This is a genomic window from Amygdalobacter indicium (assembly GCF_029101545.1).
GTDB classification, from domain to species: Bacteria; Bacillota; Clostridia; order Saccharofermentanales; family Fastidiosipilaceae; genus Amygdalobacter; species Amygdalobacter indicium.
Genome location: NZ_CP118866.1, coordinates 345,001 through 365,133, shown reverse-complemented (window position 1 = coordinate 365,133; position 20,133 = coordinate 345,001). Strand labels below are relative to the sequence as shown.

Annotated in this window: 19 protein-coding genes, 1 tRNA gene, 2 rRNA genes and 1 other RNA gene (1 of these 23 only partly in view); 11 read left to right on the top strand and 12 right to left on the bottom strand. The window is 43.4% G+C overall.

Annotated features, from left to right (window positions below; genetic code table 11):
* Positions 1-48: 48 nt before the first annotated feature.
* From PYS60_RS01490 to PYS60_RS01475, 4 genes are all read right to left on the bottom strand, one after another.
* Positions 49-966 carry an NAD(P)/FAD-dependent oxidoreductase gene (locus PYS60_RS01490; protein ID WP_315570209.1) on the bottom strand — a complete coding sequence of 306 codons (918 nt, stop codon included), beginning with the start codon at positions 964-966 and terminating at the stop codon, positions 49-51.
* A gap of 49 nt (positions 967-1,015) precedes the next feature.
* Positions 1,016-1,603, bottom strand: coding sequence for a 2-C-methyl-D-erythritol 2,4-cyclodiphosphate synthase (locus PYS60_RS01485; RefSeq protein WP_315570206.1), 588 nt, complete (start codon positions 1,601-1,603; stop codon positions 1,016-1,018).
* Positions 1,604-1,798: 195 nt separating this feature from the next.
* Positions 1,799-2,950 (bottom strand): RNA-guided endonuclease InsQ/TnpB family protein, encoded by a 1,152-nt coding sequence (locus tag PYS60_RS01480; RefSeq protein WP_390866544.1) that lies wholly within the window; start codon positions 2,948-2,950, stop codon positions 1,799-1,801.
* Positions 2,951-3,115: 165 nt separating this feature from the next.
* A complete protein-coding gene (locus tag PYS60_RS01475; protein ID WP_315570202.1) occupies positions 3,116-3,721 on the bottom strand; it encodes a thioredoxin family protein in 606 nt (201 codons plus the stop codon).
* A gap of 219 nt (positions 3,722-3,940) precedes the next feature.
* Between PYS60_RS01475 and PYS60_RS01470 the strand changes: the two genes are divergently transcribed.
* The 5 genes from PYS60_RS01470 to recR all read left to right on the top strand — a co-directional run bounded on the left by PYS60_RS01470 (position 3,941) and on the right by recR (position 8,440).
* Positions 3,941-5,071, top strand: a complete 1,131-nt coding sequence (locus tag PYS60_RS01470; RefSeq protein WP_315570201.1) for a hypothetical protein — start codon at positions 3,941-3,943, stop codon at positions 5,069-5,071.
* A gap of 163 nt (positions 5,072-5,234) precedes the next feature.
* Positions 5,235-5,332: signal recognition particle sRNA small type (ffs, locus tag PYS60_RS01465), an RNA gene on the top strand.
* 54 nt (positions 5,333-5,386) lie between these two features.
* Entirely contained in the window at positions 5,387-7,444 is a 2,058-nt protein-coding gene (dnaX, locus tag PYS60_RS01460) for a DNA polymerase III subunit gamma/tau (protein WP_315570199.1), read from the top strand.
* A gap of 37 nt (positions 7,445-7,481) precedes the next feature.
* Positions 7,482-7,826, top strand: a complete 345-nt coding sequence (locus PYS60_RS01455; protein WP_315570197.1) for a YbaB/EbfC family nucleoid-associated protein — start codon at positions 7,482-7,484, stop codon at positions 7,824-7,826.
* Positions 7,826-8,440: a recombination mediator RecR gene (gene recR / locus PYS60_RS01450; protein WP_315570195.1), complete on the top strand. Its 615-nt coding sequence runs from the start codon at positions 7,826-7,828 to the stop codon at positions 8,438-8,440. Before PYS60_RS01455 ends, recR begins: the two co-directional genes overlap by 1 nt.
* A gap of 35 nt (positions 8,441-8,475) precedes the next feature.
* Here the strand turns inward: recR and PYS60_RS01445 are convergent, their stop codons facing one another.
* From PYS60_RS01445 to PYS60_RS01430, 4 genes are read right to left on the bottom strand one after another with little or no spacing between them, the layout of a single operon-like run.
* Positions 8,476-8,802, bottom strand: coding sequence for an FtsB family cell division protein (locus PYS60_RS01445; protein ID WP_315570193.1), 327 nt, complete (start codon positions 8,800-8,802; stop codon positions 8,476-8,478).
* Between the two features lie 23 nt (positions 8,803-8,825).
* Positions 8,826-9,068 (bottom strand): RNA-binding S4 domain-containing protein, encoded by a 243-nt coding sequence (locus tag PYS60_RS01440; protein WP_315570191.1) that lies wholly within the window; start codon positions 9,066-9,068, stop codon positions 8,826-8,828.
* Between the two features lie 49 nt (positions 9,069-9,117).
* Entirely contained in the window at positions 9,118-9,381 is a 264-nt protein-coding gene (locus PYS60_RS01435; RefSeq protein ID WP_315570189.1) for a hypothetical protein, read from the bottom strand.
* Positions 9,371-10,648 carry an oligosaccharide flippase family protein gene (locus PYS60_RS01430; protein ID WP_315570187.1) on the bottom strand — a complete coding sequence of 426 codons (1,278 nt, stop codon included), beginning with the start codon at positions 10,646-10,648 and terminating at the stop codon, positions 9,371-9,373. Before PYS60_RS01430 ends, PYS60_RS01435 begins: the two co-directional genes overlap by 11 nt.
* Positions 10,649-10,836: 188 nt before the next feature.
* On the opposite strand from PYS60_RS01430, the gene PYS60_RS01425 reads away from it, so the two are divergent.
* The 6 genes from PYS60_RS01425 to PYS60_RS01400 all read left to right on the top strand — a co-directional run bounded on the left by PYS60_RS01425 (position 10,837) and on the right by PYS60_RS01400 (position 16,123).
* On the top strand, positions 10,837-11,922 hold the full coding sequence (locus tag PYS60_RS01425; protein WP_315570185.1) for an ABC transporter ATP-binding protein: 1,086 nt from the start codon (positions 10,837-10,839) through the stop codon (positions 11,920-11,922).
* A 92-nt stretch (positions 11,923-12,014) separates the two neighbouring features.
* Positions 12,015-12,743, top strand: coding sequence for an ABC transporter permease (locus tag PYS60_RS01420; RefSeq protein ID WP_315570183.1), 729 nt, complete (start codon positions 12,015-12,017; stop codon positions 12,741-12,743).
* Entirely contained in the window at positions 12,736-13,632 is an 897-nt protein-coding gene (locus PYS60_RS01415; RefSeq protein ID WP_315570181.1) for an ABC transporter permease, read from the top strand. Before PYS60_RS01420 ends, PYS60_RS01415 begins: the two co-directional genes overlap by 8 nt.
* 2 nt (positions 13,633-13,634) lie before the next feature.
* A complete protein-coding gene (locus PYS60_RS01410; protein WP_315570179.1) occupies positions 13,635-14,696 on the top strand; it encodes an ABC transporter substrate-binding protein in 1,062 nt (353 codons plus the stop codon).
* 166 nt (positions 14,697-14,862) lie between these two features.
* Positions 14,863-15,501, top strand: coding sequence for a hypothetical protein (locus tag PYS60_RS01405; RefSeq protein WP_315570177.1), 639 nt, complete (start codon positions 14,863-14,865; stop codon positions 15,499-15,501).
* A 52-nt stretch (positions 15,502-15,553) separates the two neighbouring features.
* Positions 15,554-16,123: a hypothetical protein gene (locus PYS60_RS01400; RefSeq protein WP_315570175.1), complete on the top strand. Its 570-nt coding sequence runs from the start codon at positions 15,554-15,556 to the stop codon at positions 16,121-16,123.
* Positions 16,124-16,182: 59 nt separating this feature from the next.
* Here PYS60_RS01400 and PYS60_RS01395 read toward each other — a convergent pair whose 3' ends face one another.
* The 4 genes from PYS60_RS01395 to PYS60_RS01380 all read right to left on the bottom strand — a co-directional run.
* The gene (locus tag PYS60_RS01395) at positions 16,183-17,262 is read right to left on the bottom strand and encodes a DUF871 domain-containing protein (RefSeq protein ID WP_315570173.1); all 1,080 of its coding nucleotides are present in this window, start codon (positions 17,260-17,262) and stop codon (positions 16,183-16,185) included.
* Positions 17,263-17,353: 91 nt separating this feature from the next.
* A tRNA-Asn gene (locus tag PYS60_RS01390) sits at positions 17,354-17,425 on the bottom strand.
* Positions 17,426-17,473: 48 nt separating this feature from the next.
* A 5S ribosomal RNA gene (gene rrf, locus PYS60_RS01385) occupies positions 17,474-17,590 on the bottom strand.
* Positions 17,591-17,684: 94 nt separating this feature from the next.
* Positions 17,685-20,133, bottom strand: a 23S ribosomal RNA gene (locus PYS60_RS01380) (it continues 452 nt past the right edge of the window).

Genomic DNA, 20,133 nt, shown 5'->3' with positions numbered 1-20,133 from the left:
AAAATGTCGGTGTTCCGCCTTAGAAGCTGCAGAAAGCAGCTAAAAAAATCAGAAATTTTCACTCTGAATATATTTCTGTGCATTGATTGCCGCTATTGTTCCGTCACTGACGGCCGTAGAAATCTGGCGCACATCTTTCAAACGAATATCGCCGGCGGCAAATACACCGCTTAGTTCCGTTTGCATCTTCGCATCTGTATTTATATACCCTTGTTGCAAATGCAATTCCGGATAAATTTCACTGTTCGGCGTAATACCGGCATACACAAAAATACCGCAGGCCTGCGCTTCCACCTCTTCCGAAAGCCCCGTTTCCCGATGCCAAACAGTTATGCTTTCCAATTGATTTGTGCCTTTTATACCCTGAATCGAAGTATTATTCCATACTGTAATATTCGGTGCCTGCACAATTTTTTGTTTGAACTCGTCTATACAGGTGAGACCGGCAGTCAGATTGACAATTACCACTTCCTGCACAAATGTAGATAAAAATAGGGCTTCTTTTGCCGCTCCGTCACCGCCGCCGACCACAAACACTCTATGTTTGCGGAATCGTTGACCGTCTCTGACCGCATTTAAGCCGTAATAAGTTCCGTAAAGCTGTTTTTCTCCGGGAATTTGCAAATCCAGCGGATGACAACCGTTAGCTATAATTACGCACTTAGCCCGATATTCCTCTTTATCCGTACAAACAGTCTTGATATGTTCCGCCAATTCCGTCTTTTTTACCTGCTCATAACGTACAGGCAGATTATAACTTTCAGCCTGCAGCGCCATTCTGTCCGCAAAAGCCCGCCCGTTTTCCTGCGGTAAAGCTCCCAAATAGTGCGTAACAACAGACACGCCGGCAATTAAACCGCCTAAGCTCTTCTGCTCCAACAGCAAAACTTTCAAGCCGCGAGTATGAGCATAAATGCCTGCACTTATTCCGGCAGGACCGCCGCCGACAATAATTATATCAAACATATTTTTACCTCTTTTCTTCATATTGGAGTTGTCTTTAATGTCCTCCAAATTACATTTCTATCTCAGTACATACCGTCACCAAAGCTCTTACGGCAATACCCTTGCCGCTGCCGACAGCCGTCAAACCTTCACCGCTCATAGCACTTATTCCTACCTGCTCGACTGTCAAAGGATACTCAGTCGTTACCGGTGAACTGTTAAAGATGCGGACAATATTACTTTTCATTTCTGCATAATACGGCGAAAGCTTCGGTGCAGCCGCTTCAATTTGCAAAGCAATTTGACTGATATACAAATTACGCCAGCAACGATAAACAGTTGAAGTTTGGGCATATAAATCCTGTAAAGCCAAATTGACAAAATAGGCACTGTCAAAGTGACCGGCCTGAACGCGCTTATCGGCAATTTCACCTAAAACTTCACGACCGCTTAAAGTTTGCAAAGCTCGACAAACAGCATGCAAAACTACATCTCCGTCACTGTTGGCCTGCAGTTTGAGCGGGGTATTGATCTTCGCCCCCGCTAAAGTGATATAGTCGGCGGAAAGTACGGAAACATTATGTTCCGCCTGTAAAGACACAAGATCCCTGACAAAAGCATGCGAATCTTCCCCAAATCCTACCCGTGTAACAACCATTCCGTTATCTGCCACTCAAAATGTGTTGAAACATACTCAACCACATCGAGAAATTAAAGTCCTTGCGGATACTTCTTACTGCTTCAACGTGTATGCTTTGGCGATTGCAAACAATACGCTACTCACAAGCTCTTGTACACTCCACAGTCGTAAATTCCTGCGATAGCCCGCAGTACATACTTACGTTTGCTTTCATTATGCAACTTCGTAAGTTAAAGCATCTCTCAGATTAAGTGCTGCATTAAAATCCCTATCCTCGACATAGCCACAATTACAACGGTATATTCTATCTGAAAGCTTCAAATCTTTCTTGACAGTTCCACAGCAGTGACACGTTTTGGACGATGGATACCATCTGTCTACGACTCTTAATTCAATACCTGTTTCATCACACTTAGCTTTAAGCTTAGTTCTAAATTCATAGAACTTTTGTGATGCAACGGCTTTGGATAGATGTCTGTTCTTCATCATTCCTGATACATTCAAATCTTCAATAGTTATATAAGACGGCTTGGCTTTCACTATCTCGGCTATTGATTTGTTGATATAGTCAGTACGGATATTATCCATTTTATGATAAACTCTTTGCACTTTAAGCTTTTGCTTTTGTATATTCTTTTGAGTGGACTTTCCTTTCTTTAAATTCTCATACTTGCGTGAGAGACATCTTTGTTCTCGGCGCAATTTCTTTTCCAATTTTTTAACTCTTGCCGACTTGTTGATATTTCTATAAGTTTTGCCGTTAGAAACAATCGCCAAGTCTTTCAATCCAAGGTCAATTCCTATACCGTCATTGCTGTTATCAGCAATCTTAGCGGCAGGCATTTCCACAAGAGCTGACACATAATATCTGCCCGCTTTGATGGATACTGTACCGCTTTTGATTTTCCAGCCGTCTTTAGTTGTCGGTATATAGCCTTTTTCTTTAATGCGTACCCAACCTAAAGTAGGTATGTTCAGCCTATGTCTCTCACTTCTGCAATCCTTAGGATTATTCTTTACGAAATACATTTTTACATCAGATTTACCTTTCTTTTTGAAATTAGGAAAAGCACTTTGATGTTTAAAAAATCTTGTAAATGCAGTACATCCATTTTCAATAGACTTTTTTACAGCTTTTGCATACACTTCTTTAATCCAGACTTTTTCAGGGTTATTAGGAATGTACTCATTATTGAGCCAGACGCTAAAGCTCTTGCCGGTCATAAACTTTTCACCTTTATCGTATAAGGCTTTGTTGTGATCAAGATAGAAGTTGTAAACATATCTGCAAGTGCCGATAGTCTTGTTAATCTTGATTTTTTGCTCAACTGTCGGATTTATTTCCGTTTTGAAGCTCTTTAGCAATTTCCTCATCCCCTTCTATTTGTTTTTTATACTTACAAAAGTTTCTTGTAGATACTCCGGCACAAATAACAATCTGACGATTATCGTTTTTTGTAATTGGTGATATTAGATGTGTTCACGGCAATATCCTTTATAAGTATATTTTAACATATTCAATCACCATTATCAATGATTTTGATTACTTAAAGTTATCTCCTGTACTTTCTGCTGCAGCTCCTGCAGTGCCTGATCCGTATAGCCGCTGATTTCTGCCTTTATTATACCGCTTTGCCATAAATAAAAAGTCGGAACATAGCGAAAATCCAAGTTTTCCAGAAAATCGTCTTTCTGATCCGGATCGACAAGTACAACATAAAGTTTGCGGTAATATTTCTCCGCCAGATCTTCCAAAAGCGGCTCAATCACCGGTTCGGCCCGCCCGTTTCCCAATTCTCTGATGGCCAGAAGAACCGGTCGTTTGGATTTCTTTACAAAACTTGCCAAATCAGTAATTTTTCTCATTGTCAAGGTAATTTCGTCGCTTCCCGGCTCCGCTGAAGCTGCTAAAAGCACATTATCGGCGGAATTTACAGCTTCAGCCACATAATTCTTAATATTGGCCTCCAATTCTCTTTCCTGCGCCCGATCCTTGTAATAATTTGCCGGTAAATAAAAAAATACAGCAATAAATAGCAACACGATAATCAGGACACTTAAACCAATGAAATAGAGCAGTTTTTCTCTGCTTCCCGGCCGCGGACTACCGCTTCTCAATTTGAAATTTTTGCGCATCGGCACTTGACCTCACTGTAATTCTGTTGTAATATCACTGTAACAAACGAGTTATAGAGATGAAATGTTGTTCGGAAATGAAGCTGTTTAAGCTGCATTATATCATATTTTTGCTCTTTTTTAGGTAAACAATGTGGATATCAACGTTTTTCAGCTTCCGCTTTTGTAACACAAATGTAATCTTCTTGTTTGACAGTGCAAAATAAAGAGGTAAAACTTATGTTTACAAATCAGGCAAAACGCCGTTTAGGCGCATGGGTAATCTCCCTGGCAGTATTGCCGGCATTACTCCTCCCCGCAACCAGTAAAGCTGCTTCTGCCGCGCAAAAGACGGATGCGAAAATTAAAGTCGAGCTTTGGACGCAACAGAACAAGCCGTTAAAATTAGATATCAAGCAGATCGATTTCCTCAATTTCGCATCTACCGCTATGATCATCGATCGCAGCACAATTGAGAAAGCTCCGAAACAGATGAAATTTTCCGAAGCGGACTTACCGTCACTCTGTTTTTCACCTGAAAGCGACAATTTAAAATTAAGCGGAACAAGCGAAACTGCCAAGAATTTGCGCAGCAATGAATTTTATTTCCGCGCCGCTAAACCGGAAGCCTGGTTGCTGAATTTGCAATTGAAAAATTACACTTTAAAGAAAGTTCGCTACGATGAAACTGATAAAGTCCTGAAATTGTATTATGAAGGCAGTCAATCGCCGCAAGCACCGTCGGCCTATTTCACCGGTTTATTAAACAGTGAATCGAGCCGTGAAAAGAGCACTTTCGCCAACGTGACGAAAAAAATCAAAGAATTAAATCACAAGCAGAAATTAAACGGAGATGTTAAAAGAATTGTCGATTTAATAGAAGGCGTAACTTACGACGCCAACGATAAATTGCCCGCATCTGCTGCTCTTTGGGCCGCTGAAAATCCGAAAAAAGACTTAAATTACGGGTTTTATACTTTAAGTTACACAATGATCAAGGATGGCAAATCGAATAATAATGATAACGATCTGTTCGTCCTCCCTGTCCTGCAGAAAAACCTGCCCGATGTCTATACCGGCAAATTGTCAACGCGCAAAGACAGCGATCGCAGTTCCGCCAAAAAGGACAAGCAGAGTTCCGCTAAAGCCGGCGCTCAAGCCGGAGTATCCGAGCAAAAAAGCAGTGACGAAAAGTCGGCTGCTCCTTCTATAGAACGTAAACAATCCAAATACAGCAGCAAAGTTGTCGCCTCCAACGACACCAGTGTTGTGCAAAGCACCGGTGAAACGGCAGCTTCCATTTCCCTGTCTTTAGTTTGTTTCATCGCCGCTACCTGCGTTTATGCAATCAAACGCCGTTACAAATGCTGACATCTCAATCCCTGCTTGGCTCGGGTTTGCACTGCCAAGCCGGCAAAGATTGAATGCTATAACCGAACTGCGGCTTTCCGGCCGCAGTTTTATTTTTCCCGCCGCCACAATTGCGGCCACAATTTATGGTATAATGAAAAAGTAATTTCCCTCGGGTCAAGTTGTTTGGGCCCTACGCAATCTTAATCGGTGAATCGTGTCAGGTCCGGAAGGAAGCAGCACTAAGTCGACGATGATGTGCCGTAGATCAGTCTAAACAACTTCACCCGGGGGATTTGGCTATAATCTATAATTAAGCTGATAGCGAGGTTAGTTATGCAAGCAGCGGAACATCAAGCTCTTTACAGGCAATGGCGGCCCATGACTTTTCACGAAGTATGTGGACAGGATGCCATAACTTCTACATTGAAGCAGGCAGTAATCAATCAAGATATTTCTCATGCCTATTTGTTTGCCGGCACGCGCGGTACGGGCAAAACTTCCCTGGCCAAAATTTTCAGCCGGGCAATTAATTGCCTGCAGCCTGAGGCCGGCGAGCCCTGTAATAAGTGCTCCGTTTGTCAGGCGATTTTACAGGAACAAACTTTGGACGTCACGGAAATGGATGCCGCTTCCAATAACAGTGTCGATAATATCCGGCGTCTGATCGACGAAGTACCGTTCTTACCTTCTCTCACTAAATATAAGGTATATATTATCGATGAAGTCCACATGCTCTCTACAAGCGCCTTTAACGCCTTATTGAAAACCCTGGAAGAACCGCCGCAACACGTCGTTTTCATTCTGGCAACGACCGAAATCAATAAGATTCCGGCGACCATCTTATCCCGTTGTCAACGTTTCAATTTTCGCCGTTTGGATAATCAATCTATTCTTGATCATCTGACCCAAATCGCTCAAAGTTTGAACATCCAACCGGAACCGGCCTGTTTACAGCTTATAACCCGTTTAGCCGACGGCAGTATGCGCGATGCCATTTCTTTACTTGACCAAGCTAAAACTGCAATTCAAGCCGATCATGTTTTACGTTTAAGCGCTTTGGAACGCTTATTGGGTAAGACTGACAGTGCTTTTGTCCTGAATTGTCTACAGGCTCTAATGCAAAATCAGGCCGTGGAATTGACCCGCTTAATTGAAAGTTTGGCGCAAAGCGGTTTGGATTACGGCCGCTTTTTGACTGATCTGGCCTATGATTTTCGCCAATTATTATTAATCAAGCTCTCTCCGGCCGTGACGGCGGCCGATTTCCCTGATTTAAATGCGGACGATTTTCAGGCTTTAAAAATTATGAGTGCAAATTTAACTTTAAGCAGCTGTTTACGTCGAATTCAAGCTCTTAATACCTTAATTAATAATTTACATTACAGTTTTCAGCCGCGTCTCACCTTGGAAATCGGGCTTTTATCACTTTTGGATGAGCAAAAAATCAAGCAGGAACCGGCGCGTTCCGCCGATACAAGTTCAGCTCCTATGCCTACACCTACAACGACACCGACGCCGGTGCCGTTAACGGAACTTAAGTCTGAAGTTGCAGCCGAGGAAAATAGCGTAGAAGCGGAGGCAAATTGCGAACCTGCACCACGGCCGGCACAACAGCCGACACCAAAGCCTGCACCACAGTCTGCAGCACAAGAGGTACCGCAGCCGGCACCAAAGCCTGCAACACAGCCGGCACAACAGCAGGTACCGCAACCGAAACAGCAGCCGGCACAGCAGCCTGCAACACAACAGGTAACACAGCCTAAACCGCAGCAGGCACCGCAGCCTGCACCCGAACAGCAGATTAAACAGCCACCCGTTCTGCAGCCCGTTCAGCAGCCTGAGCCGAAGCAACCCGAACAACAGCCGCTTTGCGCCCCACAACCGCTAGCGCCGGACACAGATACACAACCTGAAGTCCCGCCTCTGCCCGTCCGAGCAGAAAAAGCAGCTGATCTACCTGTTGCCGCTTCTCCGGCCGACGGCCCTGACCCTGACCTTGATTTGAATGAACTTTCGGAGAAACTGCTTGAAGCCTTAAAAGATGCCAAACAGGCCGCTCTCAGTTTAATTTTGACCTATCGACCGCTGAAATTGCAGGGCCGTAAAATCCTGATTCCTTTCAATGACCGGGAACAGAACTTTGAGCAAATAGCCGGCAGTGCCTCCGCTCAGGCTGCCTTAAATCAAGCTTTGAAAAAAGTTTTAGGTGCAACAACGCCTTATACAATCGAAGTTCTCGGCCCGCCGAAAGCAACAGTAACAACGGCAACAGCGAACGGCAACGACGCTGCCGCCCCGCTTTGGCTGCAAAAATTGCAGGAATATGCGCAGGCGGAACAACTGACCTTTCAAGTAGAAGAAGAGCAGACAAACTCCCCTTCGGAGTGGTAAGATATGCAGGTAAACAATAAATTATGTCGAGGTAAATATGGCAAATAAATTTCGCGGCGCAATGCCCGGCGGCTTTAATATGAATCAAATGTTGAAACAGGCACAGCAACAGATGCAGGCATTACAGCAAAAGCAAGCCGATCTGGCCAAGCAGGAATTTACTTATTCTGTCGGCGGCAGTGCTGTAACCATCACTTGTAACGGCGAGAAAGTCATCACCGGGATTAACATCAAACCTGAAATTATCGATCCTGAAGATCCCGAAATGTTGAGTGATTTAATTCTCACGGCCGTAAACGGCGTTTTGGCTCAAGTTGATGCTGAAAGCAAAAAAATCACTGCCGGCATCCCCGGTTTGGATAATTTAGGTAAAATGTTCTGATGCGTCAGCCTGAAACTATTAGACAAGCAATCAAAGCTTTAAGCAAACTTCCGGGTATCGGCCAAAAAACCGCTAACCGTCTGGTTTTCTATATTTTGTCTCAGCATCGTGAACTGGGGCAGGAAATCAGCGATACACTTTTGCAAGCCTGTACCAGCATTCACCTTTGTCCGGAATGTTGCAATTTCACCGATACCGACTTGTGCCCCATCTGTGCCGATGCAGAACGTAATCGCAATATAATTTGTATTGTTGAGAGTGCTTCGGATGTCGAAGCTATCGAAAAAACCGGAGTGTATCACGGCCTTTATCACGTTTTACACGGCTCAATCTCACCTTTGCGCAATATCGGCCCGAATGATATTCACCTCAAAGAATTATTCAACCGACTTTTACAGAATCCGGCAATTTCCGAAATCATTTTGGCCAATAACGTCGGCACGGAGGGTGAATCGACCGCTCTGTATATTGCCAGATTATTGCAGCCTTCAGGTATAAAAATAAGTCAAATGGCTCACGGTATTCCGGTCGGCAGCAACTTGGAATTTGCCGATGAGGTAACTTTGGGACAGGCTATTTCCAATCGTAGGGAAATCGAGCGACCCGGCAGCTGAGCACACTATCTGCACGCCAAACCGGGCAGCCGACATTATTCACTTTTTTCCACATAAACCCTATCTCCCGGGCGCACCATATTAAGTTCGCTCCGAGCCAGCTGTTCAATAAATTCTTTCACGTCGGCATTAAGTTCTTTACGTTCCAACTGCTTGGCATCAAGCTGCAAATTACTGTATTCCTGCCTTAATTGCCTGTTAATAGCGGCATTGGCCGTAAACTCGTCCTTCTGCTTGAAAAACAAAGCGCTGACTATAACCAAAGACAACAAAGTAACTACAACTATAATTAACCAGAATAATGAACCGTAGTCATTATTATATAAATCGCTCAACTTAAAGCTATTTCGTTTTACCGCCATATCCGTTCCTTTTAGTATCACCGTCAGGATAACTGTTCATACAAATCGCCCGCTTCATCTTTGCGCACAACTTCTTTGACTGCATTGATTCTGAATTTTACATCACCGCTGCCGAAATGCAAAGTCACACAGTCACCGGCGACAACTTCACAGGAAGCTTTCACCACTTTGCCGTTAACCTCCACCCTGCCGGCATCACACATTTCATTAGCTACCGTACGGCGCTTAATAATTCGTGCCGTTTTCAAAAATTTGTCTATTCGCATTTGCTGCTCCCGTCCAAGCTCCGGCCATCTCATCTCCGGAAAAATTCACCTAATCGCCGAGAAATTTCAACACCAGACGATCAAAAAACGGTTTCCGTAAAAAATGTTCTTCACTGAAGGTCGTTAAGTGAAAGGCCGCCAATTCCTTGGTATTATTACTCATCCAAATCGGCAGATCCGCATCACACTTACGGCAAAATTCCTCCAAACAGTTCTGCAAACGCATATTAAAGGGGATAGAATAATCGTTACACTCCTCTATTTCCGTCTGCAATAAAATTTTACCTCGATATAAAGAAAACTCAACCTTCATAAACACTCCTTTCTTCATTATACCCTTTAGAATGAAACAAGTGGTACTTTTGCAGGAAAAAAAGATTAAAAACAAATTCCCCGAACAAAGCCGCAGTATATGCCAGCACCAAATTAAGCGCATTCAGACAATCTGAAAAATATAAAATGCCCAGAATCGCAGCATACATAATAATTCCGCTACAGCAAGCCCGATTCAACTGCTTGAGCAAACCCTGCGCCGCCAACAGCGGATAAGCCAAAAGAGCATCAAAAGAAATAAATATCGCTCCTACTGCCATAATTTGCAAATATTGTGTCGCTCCCTGAAAATGCTCGCCGAATAATAATGTCAGAAAAAGGCGCGCCTGAACAATCAAGATAAACAGCACTGCAACAACCGCCGAAAATAAGCATAAAGCTCGTACCGTATACCAGCGAAAATCCCGCGTATGCACTAAATGCACATAAAAAGACTCGCCCAGGCGAAAAACAACTTTGCGACCGGTAAGCATCAATAAGTCCAACAAAACCAGATAGCTGACACTTTCCGATGATAATTTTCCCGAACTGCAAGCTAAAAAGGTTATCAGATTAAACCCGAGTAAAGCCCACTTGTCGCCGGAAAGCAGCAATGCCTGTCGCGCCACAGCTTTAACCTTCGCCGCCGATACACGCGTAAACAACTTAAAATGCTGATACAGCAACGGTAATAGGCTTAACAGCAACAAAAGCAAATTACCGCCGGCAAAAATCAAAGCAACAGCGGCATAACTTGCAGCATCCCGCACAAAATAAAGCAAACCGGCGCTGATAGATAAACGCGTAAGCAAATTAAACAATAACAATAAATACATCTTATGTATCGCCCGATAAACAAAATCGGCAACCAGACGTTCAGCTACAGTAGAAAGAAAGAAAAACAAATAATTTATTTTGTCCGTCAACTCCAAGTGCAAATATGCGTAATTAAAAAGAAAAAACACACCGATAAAAAGGAGCGTCGTCAATAACTTACAGATAATTACACAACTGAATAATTGCTGCCGCTCTTCCTTCCCTACACTTTGCCACTTAGCCGCCGCCGTCGGCAAGTACCCCAAATCCAAAAGACACGCCAAGGTAAACATCAACTTGTCGCCCATAAACAATTTGCCGTAAATAATATTACCTAAAACTCCGGTCAAATAAGCTTGCCACAGAAAGCTGAAAATATAATTGACAAGCAGAAGCACCTGTAAAAACAAAGTACTCCTATAAGTTAAAATTCTTTCACGCAATATTTTCATAGCATAATTTTAAGCTTTTTTCCTTGAACTGTGCAAATCCGGGAGCATAATAAACTGCCACGCCAAATGCCGCCGAAATTTTTCATTTGCACATATAGAGAATATACCTTATCATTGAGGATACACTGTTTTGTCAGTTACCGGCTGACAAGCTGTACCAAAATAAATGACTTATGGGGGGCTGTTTGATGGCGACACAAATTGAACTTCGTGGGATCAGTACAGCATTTGACGGTCAAAAAGTCCTGGACAATTTGAATTTAACTGTTGAAGAGGACGAATTTTTGACTTTGCTTGGTCCATCAGGATGCGGTAAAACTACAACATTGAGAATTATCGCCGGCTTCACTTTGCCCGATTGCGGAGACGTTATATTCAACCGAGAAAACATAACGAATATTCCGCCGTACAAGCGGCCGTTCAACACGGTCTTCCAACGTTATGCTCTGTTTCCGCATTTGAATGTTTACGACAACATTGCTTTCGGTCTGAAATTAAAAAAGCGGCCCAAAGCGGAAATCAACCTTAAAGTTAAGCAGATGCTCGATCTGGTCAACTTACAAAATTTCGCCTCCCGCATGCCGCAAACCCTTTCAGGCGGTCAACAGCAAAGAGTCGCCATCGCTCGCGCTTTAATTAATGAGCCGGAAGTTCTGCTGTTGGATGAACCTTTGGCGGCTTTGGATTTACGCCTGCGCAAAGATATGCAGATTGAACTGAAGCGGATTCAAAAAATTGCCGGTATTACATTCATTTACGTCACGCATGATCAGGAAGAAGCCTTAACCATGTCCGATCGCATTGTTGTCATGCATAACGGCAAAATCCAGCAAATCGGCTCGCCTATCGATATTTATAACGAACCGTGTAACCGCTTTGTTGCCCGCTTCATCGGCGAATCCAACATCATCAGCGGCGTTATGCCGGCAGATTGTCTGGTAAATTTCTGTCACCGTGACTTTGTTTGCGTAGACAAAGGTTTTGCCCCGAATGAAGAAGTCGACGTTGTCATCCGCCCGGAAGATATAGAAATTAACGACAACCCCGATTACGGTCAACTGAACGGCCGCATACTCTCCTCCCTTTTCAAAGGCGTTCATTACGAATTAATTATCGCGACGGAACACTTCACTTTCAAAGCCCATAATACCCGTAATTTCAAAGTCGGGCAGACGGTTGGCCTTTCCGTAACTCCCGATAACCTCCAAATTATGCATAAATCGGATGACCCGTTAGCACTGAGTGAAAACACAAGTGCCAACATTTCTGAATAAACGAGAAAGGAGCTTTAAGCGTGCATAAATTTCGCCGATTTGTATATCCCTATAATGTTTGGCTGATTACTTTTATAATTGTGCCTCTATTTATGATGCTTTATCTGAGTTTCACCGACAGCAACGGGGTCCTCAGCCTCGGCAACTTCAGCAAATTTTTACAAATTTCGGCCCTGAAACCCCTGTTCAATGCCGTAAAATGCGCTTTTTTCTCCACTTTAATCTGTTTAGTTCTCGGATATCCTTTAGCTTATTTAATGGCCAAATTACCGGTCAAATATCGGACTACCGCCTGCTTACTTGTCATCATCCCCATGTGGATGAACTTCCTTTTACGCACTTATGCCTGGGTCAGTATCCTTTCACGCCAAGGTATATTAAACAGTTTCTTAGTTCAACTCGGCTTAGCGCCGACCGACTTGCTCTATACTCAAGCCGCCGTCATTTTAGGCATGGTCTATAACTTTCTTCCCTTCATGGTCCTGCCAATCTACACCGTCCTTGAGCAAAATCAGCAATGTTTTATCGACGCCGCCTTGGACTTGGGTGCTAATCGGCGCCAAGTTTTTTTGTATGTAATTTTGCCGCTCTCCAAACCCGGTATCATCAGCGGTATAACCATGGTTTTTATTCCCGCTATCTCTACCTTTGAAATCACAGCTTTACTTGGAGGCAACAAAAGCAACTTAATAGGCAATATGATTGAACAACAATTTACCGTGGTCGGTGACTGGCACTACGGTTCGACTATCTCGTTAATTTTGATGATTTTTATTTTAATTTCATTATTATTTGACAAGGAGGAAAATCAAAATGCCTGAGCGATCCGATTTTATCAAGCGCCTGTTCGCCGGTCTTTACCTGGCGTTTATCTTCCTATTCCTTTATTTACCGATTGCTATTTTGATTATCTTTTCCTTTAACAGCTCCAAAACCCGCGGACATTGGACCGGTTTTTCCCTTAAATGGTATGATGCGCTGTTACACGACTCGGCCGTTATTTCCGCCATGACCAACACCTTGCTGATTGCTGTTATCGCTACCGTCATTGCCACAATTATCGGAACTTTTGCCGCCATCGGCCTGTATTATATGAAAAAATCGCAAAGGCGCCTGATTTTGGCCTTAAACCAAATTCCGGTCCTTAACCCCGATATAGTGACTGCTATTTCCTTGATGGTACTGTTCCACATATTTCATCTCAATTTAGGGCTCTTCTCCCTCACCTTGGCCCATATAATCTTCCTGATACCTTATGTTCTGCTGTCAATCATGCCACGCTTGAACACGATGGAAAGCTCCTTACCCGAAGCGGCCTTGGACTTGGGCGCAACTCCCGGCCAATGCGTATACAAAATTATATTACCTGAAATCAAACCGGCAATCCTGCAATCCGCCTTACTGGCATTTACACTGTCAATTGATGATTTCGTCATCTCGTTTTTTACCGGCGGTAACGGGGTCAGCACGGTCGCAACTCACGTCTTTTCAATGACCAGAAGAGGCATTAACCCTGTTATCAACGCCCTTTCTACCGTTATGTTTTTAATAACTTTACTACTATTAATAATCATTAATTATCAAACAGCCCGCAAGGCTGCCGGTGAAACTTCCGGTGACATTCAGGCGGAACTGAATCTGTTGGAACCGGACTTGAACAGCGACAAAGCAGTCTCAAAGCAAAACTGCAGCTTGGAAAGCGAACGATAACTATGAACCGAAAATTACACAAACTCCTGTTGCTATTAATATTAACTTTAACCGTGTCATTCACACTGCAAGCCTGCAGCCTCGTTCCTTCCGGCGCCGCCGACAGTAACTGTATTCACGTATATAATTGGGGCTCTTACATCGACCCTGAATTACTGCAGAAATTTACCGCCGAAACAGGAATAAACGTCATATATGAAACTTTCAACAGCAATGAAGACCTTTATGTCAAATTGACCAACTCTTCCAATCGTTATGACGTCATCGTCCCCTCCGACTATATGGTAGAACGAATGATAAAAGAAAAACTCCTTTATCCTTTGGATTACACACTATTACCCAACAGCAAATATATAGACGATAAATTCAAACATGCCGGCTATGATGTCGGTAATCGCTATTCGCAGCCTTTTTTCTGGGGAACAGTCGGCATTCTCTATAACCCGGATCTTGTATCCGACCCGGTTACAGGTTGGGACATTCTGTTTAATAAAAAATACAAGGGCAACATCATTATGCTCGACTCTTCGCGCGATAATTTTATGATTGCCCTGCGTCAAAGAGGTTTCAGTGCCAACAGCACCGATTTAAACGAATTAAACCTCGCCAAATCCGACCTGATGCAACAATTTCCGCTGGTTTACGCCTACCTGGTCGATCAGGCCAAAGATCATATGATTAACGAAGAGTGCGCTTTGGCCGTCCTGTATTCCGGCGATGCTTTGGACGCTATAGCGGAAAACCCGAAACTGCGCTACTTTATTCCGCCTAATTCCAATATCTGGACTGATGCCATGTGTATTCCCAAAAACGCTCTCAATCTCAAAGGAGCACATGCTTTCATCAACTTTATGCTGCAACCGGAAAATATGGCAGCCAACGCCGAAGAAGTCGGTTACGCAATTCCTGCAAGTGTCGCAAAAAAATTACTGCCTGCAGAAGTGCAAAAGGATCAGAATGCCTATCCGCCTTTGAAAACCTTGGAAAAGTTGGAAAACTTCCGCGACATAGGTTCGTGGCAAGCTATTTACGACGAATACATGCAGGACATCAAAAACCAGTAGTTTCGCTTCCTCCATACATATCCCTCCCTATCTTATGCAAAGTGTCCAAATTATTATTTGAAATTTGGTAAAAATAGAGAAAAGCAAGTACCTCCTAAACATCGGCTTGTTTCCTATGCAGCTCTAATGATAAGATAAAAGCAATTTTAATTAAGGAGGCTTATGGATGAGAAAGTTCAGCATAATACACAATTTATCTAAGCTATCTATGGATAGGAACGTTCGAATTTTAGCCGGTTTCGCTGTACTGATTATAAGCCTTTCCTTGCTATATAAGTTCATCCCTCCCGCTAATAGTTTATTAACTTGGCGAGATTACCCTTGCTATGACGACACCGGCTATCCTAAACACAGCGTAATATTAATTAACGGAAAAAAGTACGATTTGCCGATATTTAAAAATCCGAACTTACCGGTACACTTATGTCCAAAAAATTTAAACACATTTAATGAAACAATTGTTGTTAATTCCGCTTCTGCCGATTATGAATGGGAAATTGTTTTGCCTGATTCTTCTATTGTTTTCTATTGGGAATTTCCCAAACAGAAAAACGTATCCAGGCACTATGATATAAAAAGAGAATACCTTATAAAAAAAGAAATTCTTCTTAAGCGTAAAGAGAAGGTTATAGGCGCTAAGCCCTGCGTACTTGTTTACAACATAAACTTAACAGAACCTAAAGATACCGTCTTGCATTTTTACTATTACAACATTTCTCAATATAAAAAGCCCGAAGCAGAGCGTCACGCCAACTATCACCTACAGATAGAGCTGAAATTCAAGGATGGAAAAGTAAAAGTGTAACACTTAATTCCAATGGGATTTTCACATATGTACTTGAAGGAGATGAGATGTCATGGATAGGAACAAGCGAATTTTAGGATATATTTGCCTTCTACTTATAGGAATTTTCCTGCTATATAAATTCTTGGGACCTAAGGAAGAACTAACTTGGCGCAACTTCCCTTGTAATAATTATTATCCTAAGCAGGGAATATTGTTAATCAATGGCCAAACATATGAGTTGCCTATTTTTAACAATCCTGATACTAACGCCCGATTATGCCCTAAAAACCTGAAAACTGTTAATGAAACTCTAACCGTGCATACAGATACTGCACGCACAGATTGGGAAATTATTTTGCCTGACAGTATGTTTTATTTTTGGAAATTTTCAAATGAACTGGTTGATGTTAAATCATTTGAATATAGAAAAGAACGTTTTTCCGTACCTGTTGATAAAGTACGTGACGGAGGAAGTCCCGGTGTACTTATATATAAGATAAATCTGGCCAAAACTAAAGACACAGTCTTGCATTTTTACTATTACAACATTTCTCAACGAAATAAACCCGAAGCAGAACGTCACGCCAACTATCACCTACAGATAGAGCTGAAATTCAAGGATAATAAAAATCAGAACTAAAAGTTTAGAGCGGTGGCCACCTAACCACCGCTCATGTATTTAACAAACTTAAACACTAATTAAATAAAGCTGAATTTTTGCCAAGGCTTTAAAATATCGGCAATAAACATTTCTTCCGGCGCCACCTGCCCGACGACGTTACTACAACCACTATTGGGCATATCCTGCAACACCACCTGCAATTCACCGGCATAAGTATCATACAAACTGCTTTCTATCACGACATCACCGCGCTTAAGAACATCAGGCGCATTGAACAAAGGGAAATTGCGATCGGCATACTTAATCCGACTTACAGAAGAACGAATCATATGCGCCGGAACATCGCCGCGCTTAAAGTGCAACTCATCCAAGACAATAGACCGCTCCAAATCCGGCAGTTGAGGAACAGGTTTAAAACTGAAATTAACCTGGCGCAAATTAACCTGTGCCAAAGCCTTAAGCTCGGCTGCCGTCGGATAGCAATTGGAAATAATAATATCATCAATATTACCCAAAGCCACAAAATGTTTTGCCTGAACTTGAATCGGCAAATTACGATGAATCTCCAAAGTCGGCAAGCCTTCACGCGTCGGCCACGGTCCGAAACCGTCAGCACAAGAAATAAAAGCCGCCGTACGCAATCCGTATTCAGCCGCAACATTCGTACAGCGATTCAAAAAATCGACCGTTAAACCGCTGAACTTATGCGGATAAAAATTATGACAAGCCAACAAATTGGAACGATCCGGCTGATAATCCATAATAGTCTCCAACATATGGGTACAATTACTGAGATTAAGCTCAATTTTCAGATTAAAAGGATTAAAAGTCATCATCGCCTCTTGAAAGCCGCCGAATCCCTGATCCAAGCGAATACCGTCAGCATGAATATCTTTAAAAAAACTTAAATCATTGTAACTGATACCCAACTTTTGAAAAACTGCCGGATTAACGTCCAAAATAATCTCATAACCCAATTTATGAGCAAAATCGTGAATCGCAATAAAATCAGCTTTAATCAAAGCCGGATCATGCGGAACGGACAACAAACAGGAAAAAATACGTGAAGCTCCGATCTTAGCCGCCTCCGTCAAATAAGCAAAAATCTCATCCTTTGTGGATTTTTCAGGATAAATAGATACACCTAAACGCCGCATAAAAAACACTCCTAAAGTTTAGTTATCATCATTATGCCAAAATCTCCGATAATAAGCAATAAAAAAAAGGAGTTCCGAAGAACTCCTTAAGCGCCTGGTGGGGGGCTCGAACCCTCAACCCTTCGGTTAACAGCCGAATGCTCTACCATTGAGCTAACCAGGCATAAGCACTGAATGTGCTTATTATAACATAAAATTAATCTTAATAAAAATCCGGCGAAAACCTATTTTCCCGGGCCGTCTCCAGCCAAGTATCTTCGGCACAAAGGAGCTTAACTTCTGTGTTCGGAATGGGAACAGGTGTGGCCTCCTCGTAATCTTCACCGGAATGGTAAGGGTGAAACACCCTCAAAACTACATAGAGCTCAAAGCACTCTGAAACTTCAGTCCAAGTTCATCTATGATTTACTTGAGTTGAAATTGTGGTCAAGTTTTCGATCATTAGTATCTGTCCGCTACGTACATTACTGTCTTCCACTCCAGACCTATCAACCTGTTTATCTTTCAGGGATCTTATAACCTTAAAGGTTTAGGAAATCTCATCTTGAAGGAGGCTTCACGCTTAGATGCTTTCAGCGTTTATCCCGTCCAAACATAGCTACCCAGCTGTGCCATAAACATGACAACTGGTGCACCAGAGGTTTGTCCATCCCGGTCCTCTCGTACTAGGGACAGCTCTTCTCAAATTTCCAACGCCCACAACAGATAGGGACCGAACTGTCTCACGACGTTCTGAACCCAGCTCGCGTACCACTTTAATCGGCGAACAGCCGAACCCTTGGAAGGGACTTCCCCTCCAGGATGTGATGAGCCGACATCGAGGTGCCAAACTCCCCCGTCGATGTGAACTCTTGGGAGGAATCAGCCTGTTATCCCCAGGGTAACTTTTATCCGTTGAGCGACGGCAATTCCACTTTCTACCGCCGGATCACTAAGTCCTACTTTCGTATCTGCTCGACTTGTATGTCTCGCAGTCAGGCTCCCTTATGCCTTTGCACTCGTTGCACGATTTCCAACCGTGCTGAGGAAACCTTTGAACGCCTCCGTTACCTTTTTGGAGGCGACCGCCCCAGTCAAACTGTCCGACTGCCATTGTCCCATTACCAGATCATGGTAACTGGTTAGAAACTCAATATCATCAGAGTGGTATCCCACCGACAGCTCCCTTAGTTCTGACGAGCTAAGTTCTCAGCTTCCCACCTATCCTGTACAGATAATATCGAATCCCAGTAACAATCTACAGTGAAGCTCCATGGGGTCTTTCCGTCTAGTTGCGGGTAACTTGCATCTTCACAAGTACTACAATTTCACCGGGTACGTTGTTGAGACAGTGCTCAAGTCATTACGCCATTCGTGCGGGTCAGAACTTACCTGACAAGGAATTTCGCTACCTTAGGACCGTTATAGTTACGGCCGCCGTTTACTGGGGCTTAAGTTCTATGCTTCGATTGCTCTAACATTTCCCCTTGACCTTCCAGCACCGGGCAGGCGTCAGCCCCCATACTTCATCTTACGATTTAGCGGAGACCTGTGTTTTTGCTAAACAGTTGCTCGAGCCATTTCTCTGCGGCCTAATTTCTTAGGCTCCCCTTCTCGCTAACTTACGGGGTTAATTTGCCGAGTTCCTTAACAACGCTTCTCCCGCTCGTCTTAGGATTCTCTCCTCATCTACCTGTGTCGGTTTACGGTACGGGCACCTTTCCACTAAATAGCAGCTTTTCTCGCCAGTGTGGAATCATAACCTTCGGTACTTGATTTCCCTCCTCATCACAGCTTACCTTCCGTATGCGTACTTTACTACATACCGGTTATTCTGCTTAAACTCACTCTTTTTGCAGTGAGCGTTACTATCCTCCTGTGTCCCTGCTTCTCTTATACATGAAACGGTGGTACAGGAATTTTGACCTGTTATCCATCGGCTACGCCTCTCGGCCTCGTCTTAGGTCCCGACTAACCCCGGGCGGACGAACCTTCCCCGGGAAACCTTAGATTTTCGACGGCAAGGATTCTCACCTTGCTCTCGTTACTTATTCCAACATTCTCACTACTGATACATCCACATGTCCTCACGATCATGCTTCTCCTGCTTACAGTACGCTCCCCTACCAATCTTTCGATTCCGTAGCTTCGGTATACAGCTTAGCCCCGTTTATCTTCGGCGCAAATTCACTCGACTAGTGAGCTATTACGCACTCTTTTAATGAGTGGCTGCTTCTAAGCCAACATCCTAGCTGTTTATGCAAACTCACATCCTTTTCCACTTAGCTGTAATTTAGGGACCTTAGCTGACGATCTGGGTTGTTTCCCTCTTGTCAATGGCACTTATCTGTCACTGACTGACTCCAGTTTCTATCTTTGCGGCATTCGGAGTTTGATAAGTTTTGGTAGCCTGGTAAGGCCCCTAGACCATTCAGTGCTCTACCTCCGTAAGACTCTGTCACTGGGCTAGCCCTAAAGTTATTTCGGGGAGAACCAGCTATCTCCGGGTTCGATTGGAATTTCTCCGCTACCCACAAGTCATCCCAACCTTTTTCAACAGATACGGGTTCGGTCCTCCAGAGAGTTTTACCTCTCCTTCAACCTGCTCATGGGTAGGTCACCCGGTTTCGGGTCTATAACATCTAACTTTACGCGCTTATCACACTCGGTTTCCCTTCGGCTCCGGACCTTTAGTCCTTAACCTCGCTAAATGCCATAACTCGTTGGACCGTTCTACAAAAAGTACGCTATCGAGCTTTAACGCTCTCTAACTGCTTGTAAACACAGGGTTTCAGGTTCTCTTTCACTCCCCTCCCGGGGTTCTTTTCACCTTTCCTTCACAGTACTTCTTCTCTATCGCTCACCATGTAGTATTTAGGCTTGGAGGGTGGT

Excerpts from the sequence above, each read along its gene's own strand:
- PYS60_RS01490 (WP_315570209.1), bottom strand. The coding sequence starts at position 966 with ATGTTTGATATAATTATTGTCGGCGGCGGTCCTGCCGGAATAAGTGCA.
- PYS60_RS01485 (WP_315570206.1), bottom strand. The coding sequence starts at position 1,603 with ATGGTTGTTACACGGGTAGGATTTGGGGAAGATTCGCATGCTTTTGTC.
- PYS60_RS01475 (WP_315570202.1), bottom strand. The coding sequence starts at position 3,721 with ATGCGCAAAAATTTCAAATTGAGAAGCGGTAGTCCGCGGCCGGGAAGC.
- PYS60_RS01470 (WP_315570201.1), top strand. The coding sequence starts at position 3,941 with ATGTTTACAAATCAGGCAAAACGCCGTTTAGGCGCATGGGTAATCTCC.
- dnaX (WP_315570199.1), top strand. The coding sequence starts at position 5,387 with ATGCAAGCAGCGGAACATCAAGCTCTTTACAGGCAATGGCGGCCCATG.
- PYS60_RS01455 (WP_315570197.1), top strand. The coding sequence starts at position 7,482 with ATGGCAAATAAATTTCGCGGCGCAATGCCCGGCGGCTTTAATATGAAT.
- recR (WP_315570195.1), top strand. The coding sequence starts at position 7,826 with ATGCGTCAGCCTGAAACTATTAGACAAGCAATCAAAGCTTTAAGCAAA.
- PYS60_RS01445 (WP_315570193.1), bottom strand. The coding sequence starts at position 8,802 with ATGGCGGTAAAACGAAATAGCTTTAAGTTGAGCGATTTATATAATAAT.
- PYS60_RS01440 (WP_315570191.1), bottom strand. The coding sequence starts at position 9,068 with ATGCGAATAGACAAATTTTTGAAAACGGCACGAATTATTAAGCGCCGT.
- PYS60_RS01435 (WP_315570189.1), bottom strand. The coding sequence starts at position 9,381 with ATGAAGGTTGAGTTTTCTTTATATCGAGGTAAAATTTTATTGCAGACG.
- PYS60_RS01430 (WP_315570187.1), bottom strand. The coding sequence starts at position 10,648 with ATGAAAATATTGCGTGAAAGAATTTTAACTTATAGGAGTACTTTGTTT.
- PYS60_RS01425 (WP_315570185.1), top strand. The coding sequence starts at position 10,837 with ATGGCGACACAAATTGAACTTCGTGGGATCAGTACAGCATTTGACGGT.
- PYS60_RS01420 (WP_315570183.1), top strand. The coding sequence starts at position 12,015 with ATGATGCTTTATCTGAGTTTCACCGACAGCAACGGGGTCCTCAGCCTC.
- PYS60_RS01415 (WP_315570181.1), top strand. The coding sequence starts at position 12,736 with ATGCCTGAGCGATCCGATTTTATCAAGCGCCTGTTCGCCGGTCTTTAC.
- PYS60_RS01410 (WP_315570179.1), top strand. The coding sequence starts at position 13,635 with ATGAACCGAAAATTACACAAACTCCTGTTGCTATTAATATTAACTTTA.
- PYS60_RS01405 (WP_315570177.1), top strand. The coding sequence starts at position 14,863 with ATGAGAAAGTTCAGCATAATACACAATTTATCTAAGCTATCTATGGAT.
- PYS60_RS01400 (WP_315570175.1), top strand. The coding sequence starts at position 15,554 with ATGGATAGGAACAAGCGAATTTTAGGATATATTTGCCTTCTACTTATA.
- PYS60_RS01395 (WP_315570173.1), bottom strand. The coding sequence starts at position 17,262 with ATGCGGCGTTTAGGTGTATCTATTTATCCTGAAAAATCCACAAAGGAT.